The following is a 5,982-nucleotide window of genomic DNA, read 5'->3' as shown; positions in this document are numbered from 1 at the left end:
GTTTATGTGCATGTCAATAGTTTCTCTTTATACTTTGAATATTTTGTGGAATATTCAAAGTACATTACAGGATTATTTACTAATAAGAGATGGAGAACATGAAGAAGACAATTAAAAAAAACTTAGGGCAATAAATAACCTTGAAAGAAGAGAAAAAACATGAAAAATAAATTTGTAAAAAAAGTTGGGAATTTTCAAAGAAATAAAGGGAAATTTGTTTACGTAAATTCACGTAGAACTAAAAAGATACAAAAAAAGACTGTTCTCTTTGAAGCAGTACATGGGGATACACTAAGTGGTCATATTTATTATTTAGTAAAAGATATTGTAGATAAAAATATAAATATGAAAATATATGTATCATTGAAAAATGAAGAAGATTTAGAGCTGTTTTTACCTCAAGAATTAAAACAAAAGGTAATCTTTGTTAAACATATGTCTAATCAATATTATGAATTACTTGCAACATGTGAGTATTTAATTAATGATACAACATTTTATCCTTTCTTTAACAAACGAGAAGGGCAAAAGTATTTTATTATATGGCATGGAACTCCACTAAAGCATATGGGTAGAGATATACCTAAAATATTAGATGTGGCAAATGTTCAACGTAATTTTTATATGGCAGATCGTATTTACGTAAATAATCATAAAACAATGGAAATATTAGCGAGGACACATCATTTAAATAATATCTATACGGGGAAATTTATCATTGGACCATCTCCAAGAAATAGTATATTTTTTGATAAAAAGATACGCAATAACATTAGGACAACATTACATATAAACGACAAAAAAGCTCTTGTATATATGCCTACATGGAGAGGTAGTTTAGGTAAAGTTAAAGGTTCTGATCAAATAATGAATTTTATGTCTTATCTAGAAGATAATTTAGAAGATGACACAATCGTATATGTTAAATTACATCCATTTGAGAAAACTGTTATTCCAGATACATATGAAAAAGTAAAACCATTCCCAACAAACTTTGAAATTTATGAGTTTTTGGCAGCATCTGATGGTTTAATAACAGATTACTCATCAGTAATGTATGATTATATCAATTTGAATAAGCCTGTTATTCTATATACATATGACTTTAAAGAATATGTAGAAAATAGAGGTGTTTATGATGATTTATCCACTTATCCGTTTGAAAAGACGAATAATATAGAAGAACTTCTAGATATTATAAATAGTATTCCAAAACAAGTAGACTATAAGACATTTATAGATGAGTTTAGTGAATTTGATCAAGCTAATGGTAGCGAAATTATTGTGAATCATATGTTATTTGGAAAGGAAGATTCATCTATAGAGTCACATAATCTTCACAATGGAAAAGAAACTGTGGCAGTAGTAAGTGGAGGATTTTGGAGTAATGGTATTACAACTGCATTAATTAATACCTTAGAAAATATAGACACAAATGAAAAAAATTATATTTGTTTTTTTGAAAAGAATAAAGTGAAAAAAGAACATTACTACCGCCTATTAAATTTACCTGAGAATGTCTATTTTTATCCAACAGTTGGTGAAATGAATGGAAGCTTTAAAGATAGATTGCTTATGAAAAAATACTTATGGAATGAAAAATTCAAATTCTCAAGTGTGGAAAAACAACTTGAAAGAATGTTTAAGGAAGAGTTTAGTAGATTATTTGGTGATTTAAAAATAGATTGGTTTATTCATTATACTGGATTCGAAAGAAAAAGTGCTGAAATGATGAGACATATCAATTCTAAAACTGCTATTTGGGTACACACTGACATGTTTGCTGAATATGAAGCTAAAAAGAATTTTAGTAAAAAAATAATTTTTGGAGCCTATGAAAAAGCTAATAAAGTAGTTCTTGTCCATAATAATTTAAGAAGTAAATTAATTGAAAAATTACCGAACATTTCTGATAAAGTAGTAACAGTAAATAACTTTTTAGGTGAAGAGAGAAACAGAAATCTTTCTATGGAAAACTTATTACAAACAATCGAACCAGTACATGTTGATTACTCTTATAATGAGAATATAAAATTAAATTATAAGTCATTAGATTCAGAAGAAATGGAAATAGAAACACTCGGAAGGTATCCAGAAAAAGAAATGTTGAAAAAAAATCTGATCAAAAATGTAGAAAATGGAATAACCGAGAATAATGAGCAAAACACTAATTCAACTTTAATTACACATAAAGAAATGTTGATTAAACATATTGATAAATCATTTGATTCACTTTATCAAAATTTTATTAAAGATAGTGAATTAAGAACAACGTTTGAAAACTTATATAATAATAATGAACTTTTAATAAATGAGTATTTTGAAACGAAAGACATGAATCCAACAGTGGTTTCAGTAGATTTATTTAATAAAATGAGAATATCGAAATGTAAATTACTTGATGCGATATTTAACCCAGAAATAAAAGTCTATTTGAATATTGGAAGATATGACTATCAAAAAGGTCATGATAAATTAATAGAAGCTTTTGAGCAAGTTTATATAGAGAATCCAAATATATTTTTAATTATGATATGTCCACATGGTCCGTTGAAATCACAAACTATACAGTGGGTGAGAGAATCCGTTGCCAAGGAAAATATAGTGATTTTAGGTGGGATTAATAATCCTTATCCATTACTTAAACATGTTGATGCATTTGTTTTATCTTCTAACTATGAAGGGTTAGGACTTGTGGTATATGAAGCATTATCTTTAAACACTGATGTAATTACTGTAAATTTAAAAGAAACAACTGAATATTTAAATGAAAATCAAGCAATAATTGTAGAGAATACAGTAGATGGCCTTGTTGAAGGATTTAAAATTCATTTAAATGATAATAAACAATTTGAAGAATTTGATTTTGACTATTATAAAGAAAAATCTAAACAAGAATATCAAAATGTAATTTTATAAAGGGGAGTACTATGAATAAAATAAAAAAAGCAATCATACCAGCAGCAGGTTTAGGAACACGTTTCTTACCTGCTACGAAAGCGATGCCTAAAGAGATGTTACCAATTTTAGATAAACCTACAATTCAATATATTGTAGAAGAGGCATCTAGAGCTGGTATTGAGGATATTATTATTGTCACAGGTAAACATAAACGTGCGATTGAAGATCACTTTGATATTCAAAAAGAACTAGAAACAACATTGTTCGAAAAGGGTAAACTTGAGTTACTTGATAAAGTTCAGTATTCAACAAATTTAGCGAATATTTTCTATGTGAGACAAAAGGAACAAAAAGGATTAGGTCATGCAATTCATACAGCTAAACAATTTATCGGTAATGAACCATTTGCCGTGCTACTAGGTGATGATATTGTAGAGTCTGATAATCCTGCGATCAAACAATTAATGGATCAATATGAAGAAACAGGTAAATCAGTTATTGGTGTTCAAACTGTACCTGAATCAGAAACACATCGATACGGTATAATCGAACCGAAATCTCAAGACGAACGCTTATATGAAGTAGAAAAATTTGTTGAAAAGCCTGTGCAAGGAACAGCACCATCTAACCTTGCAATTATGGGTAGATATGTACTTTCACCTAAAATCTTCGACTATTTAGAAACACAAACTGAAGGTAGTGGTGGAGAAATTCAATTAACAGACGCTATAGAGCGTTTAAATAAAGACGATAAAGTTTATGCGTATGACTTTGAAGGCAAGCGCTATGATGTTGGTGAGAAAATTGGATTTGTTAAGACAACGATAGAATTTGCTTTAAAAGATGAAGGAATGAGTAATGAAATTAAACGATATATTCAATCATTAGACATTTAGGTAAAGGGGATAGAACTTTGAAAGCACAATGGGAAGAGAAAATTTCCGAAAGCTTAGTGGAACACTTTTATAAACTTCAATCAGATCAAGAAATTGAAGAAGGTTTTTCAGATGTATTATCCTTTGGAACTGCAGGCATAAGAAGCAAGTTTGGCATTGGACCCGGTCGTTTAAATAAATTTACTATACAAAAGGTTGCATTAGGATTAGCCAAATATTTAAAAATCAAAACAGAACAACCTAAAGTAGTCATCCACTTTGATACGAGACATTTATCTAAAGAATTTGCGATTGAAATAGCAAAAGTATTAGGCACAAATGGTGTTCATGTTATATTGCCAGAAACATATAAATCAACACCAGAATTATCATTTGCAGTCAGATATTTAAACACAACAGCTGGCATTATGATTACAGCAAGTCATAATCCTAAAAATTATAATGGCATTAAAGTTTATGGCACAGACGGTGGACAATTATTAACAGAACCATCGCAAGAACTTAGTCATTATATAGATAAAGTAAAAGATCCTTTAAATATTAAGACGACAGACTTAAAAGCATTACAAGAAGAACAAGTCGTGATGCCATTAAATGAAGCAACAACAATAGCATATAAAGCAGCGATTAAAGAATTAGTCGGTGACTTTTCAACAACATCAACAAAGACGGTTCTAACAAGCTTGCACGGTACAAGTTTACCTTTATTATCCGAAATATTAAATGATTTATCATACACTAATTATATCGTAGAACAAGCACAATCAGCGCCGAGCGGAGACTTCCCAACAGTGAAAATTGCGAACCCAGAAGCGGAAGACACTTTTGAATTAGGAAAAGCATTAGCAGAACAAGAAGACGCTCAGTTGATAATCGCAACAGATCCAGATGCAGATAGAATCGGAATTGTAGAAAGATACGAAGATGGCACAACGAAATATTTCAATGGAAATGAAATAGGCTTGTTGCTTATGAAATTAAGAAACGAAGAACTATCAGATGATAAACAGAAATACATCATCAAATCAGTCGTAACAAGTGCATTAAGTGAGAAGTTAGCGAAATCATTAGACATAGGCGTAATAAATGTCCTAACAGGCTTTAAATACATATCAGAACAGTTGATGAACTTAGAAAATAATCCCTCACAACTTGTCTTAGCATATGAAGAAAGCCACGGATATATAGTAGATGATATCTCAAGAGATAAAGATGCAATACAAGTAGCAGCATTACTCATAAAGTATAAAGAACAACTCGCACAAGAAGGTATTACATTTAAAGATATATTAGAAAATATATATCAAGAACACGGACAATATAAAGATAAGACACTATCACCAACATTTGAAGGCGCAGCAGGAAGAACAAAGATCAATGAAATCATGAGCAACTTCAAACAATTAAATACAATAGAACTATCAAACTTAACACCATTGATTATAGAGAACTATGTAACACAAGAATCATATAGTGTAAGAAGCGGTAATAAAGAAACTATCCACTTACCACAAACAGATCTAATCAAATTTATCTTTAAAGAAGGATTTATAGCAGTAAGACCATCAGGAACAGAACCTAAAATGAAACTGTATTTTTCTTTAGATGTAGACGATTTAGGAGAAGTAATAGATGAGTTTAAAGAGAAGTATGAGTTGGGGTAGAAGAAGATAGCGTTTCTGAAAAATAGATAAAATATAAAAGATACCAGATTCCTTTTCCGAATATGGTGTCTTTTGATTAAAAGTACACAAAATTAATGATATAAAAAATGAATATTAATAGATTGAACAAATAGGATAAGCTGACTGTATTTAGGGATTTGTAAACAGTTAGCTTATTTTTTTGTGATTTTTTGATGGGTGATGATACGCTTCGGTATCATTAAACTTGATAAATGAGTCATGAATTTTGATTATCTAATGTTTAAATTTAACTTTTATATTTTAAATATAAGAAATAAGAAGAGGTTTTCTTAATAATACGACAAATTAAAAAAGAAGTTTAGCAAAAGCCTTAATGATTTTTCTACTCAATAAGGCTTTTTATATGTGAATGATGTCAATTAATGTAATTTTTAATGTAATAAGAAATTTAATGGTGTGATATTAAACCTATAGCCATATTTAAATGAATATTAGAATAATTTTATTTAAAAGAAGGTCGTAATTAAATACAATAAATA

The 5,982-nt window shown here is 29.2% G+C and carries 3 protein-coding genes; all 3 read left to right on the top strand.

Translation table 11 applies throughout. The features are described 5' to 3' along the window. The first annotated feature begins 159 nt into the window (after nt 1–159). From CD129_RS09630 to CD129_RS09620, 3 genes are read left to right on the top strand one after another with little or no spacing between them, the layout of a single operon-like run. Nucleotides 160–2,919 (top strand): CDP-glycerol glycerophosphotransferase family protein, encoded by a 2,760-nt coding sequence (locus CD129_RS09630; RefSeq protein ID WP_115337796.1) that lies wholly within the window; start codon nt 160–162, stop codon nt 2,917–2,919. A gap of 11 nt (nt 2,920–2,930) precedes the next feature. Further along, entirely contained in the window at nt 2,931–3,797 is an 867-nt protein-coding gene (galU, locus tag CD129_RS09625; RefSeq protein ID WP_115337795.1) for a UTP--glucose-1-phosphate uridylyltransferase GalU, read from the top strand. Nucleotides 3,798–3,814: 17 nt separating this feature from the next. Continuing rightward, a complete protein-coding gene (locus CD129_RS09620; RefSeq protein WP_115337794.1) occupies nt 3,815–5,461 on the top strand; it encodes a phospho-sugar mutase in 1,647 nt (548 codons plus the stop codon). Nucleotides 5,462–5,982 lie beyond the last annotated feature (521 nt).

The organism is Mammaliicoccus fleurettii (genome assembly GCF_003970575.1).
Taxonomy (GTDB): Bacteria; Bacillota; Bacilli; order Staphylococcales; family Staphylococcaceae; genus Mammaliicoccus; species Mammaliicoccus fleurettii.
This window is presented reverse-complemented; position numbering and strand designations above follow the sequence as displayed.